This is a genomic window from Vibrio sp. 1401, assembly GCF_033340295.1.
This window is the reverse complement of the sequence record NZ_JAWOWF010000140.1, coordinates 1-1,064: the sequence shown is the minus strand read 5'-3', so window position 1 is coordinate 1,064 and position 1,064 is coordinate 1. Positions and strand designations below refer to the sequence as shown.

Annotated in this window: 2 protein-coding genes; both read right to left on the bottom strand. The window is 43.9% G+C overall.

Features of this window, described 5'->3' with window-relative positions:
• Positions 1–59 precede the first annotated feature (59 nt).
• The gene (locus R7Z77_RS24135; RefSeq protein WP_318118788.1) at positions 60–389 is read right to left on the bottom strand and encodes a hypothetical protein; all 330 of its coding nucleotides are present in this window, start codon (positions 387–389) and stop codon (positions 60–62) included.
• 215 nt (positions 390–604) lie between these two features.
• Positions 605–1,064, bottom strand: a 460-nt coding sequence (locus tag R7Z77_RS24130) for an aromatic amino acid transport family protein (protein ID WP_318136898.1), incomplete at its 5' end; no start/stop codon positions are given.

Below are 1,064 nucleotides of genomic sequence, written 5' to 3'. Positions count from 1 at the left end.
CTTTACGGTTTAGGTCTTTCATCAACAAAAACAGCGAGCCTAGCTCGCTGTTTTTGTATCTATAGTTTTACATGGATATATCGGTCACTTGAACGACGATAATAATGGTCATCCACTTTTAAATACGTAAAGTTACCAATTTGAATGTAAGTGCTATTACGAGGAATGCGGTCGTAATAGTAGTATTGGTGCCTTGGCGGCCTTGGGTTCACCACAATCACATCATGATGTCGGTGTTTATGCTTGTGCTTACGTTTATGGTGGTGATGGTCATGATGATGCTCGTGTTTATGACCGTGTCTGTGTTTTGGATCTGCCATCGCTTCCGCACTGAACACACCCAAAGACAGCATAACGCCAACCATGGCAAAAGATAATTGCTTTGACACAACGATTCCCCTTATCGATATAACTATCACCATATTAGTCAGCATCTGCTTACCACATGTCAGTCGTTCGCTAAGGAGTATCACCTCTCGGTCAGAGCTTATGAGCAATTATCAGCACGACGTCAAAGCCGTCATCTCTCGTAAAACTTATGTCATTGCCATTAAAAAAGCCGCTCGTTTTTCAACGGGCGGCTCATGTATTCAATGTGCTTGTATTACACAGCTTGTGCAAATAGTAGGAAGCAGCCAAACAGGAAGATCATACTCATGCCCATCACACCGCCACCAGCTTCATAAACGCTGTTGTCTTCGACAGGTACACGGCGCACTTTCATTGTCATCGACAATGGAACAAAAACTGCCAAGAACACAAGAATAATGCCTGCGTAGCTTAAAATTGCTAAGAAATGTTCCGGAGCAAATACAGCACCAAGTAGCGGCAGAATAAATGTGGTGACGAATACCACTGGCTTGCTGGTTTTGAGCAAGTCCGCGTTTTGGTCGTAAAGCGCCATTGCCACACCCAAGAATGAAGTTAGCAATGCCAAACCAGTAAACATGGACAGAATAAACTCCAAGCCATTGTACTGTTGACCAAGAACCGAGATAAGTTCAGTGACGTTTGAGTACTGTACCAGCTCATGTGGCGGCAAATTACCCACAACCGCAAACAAC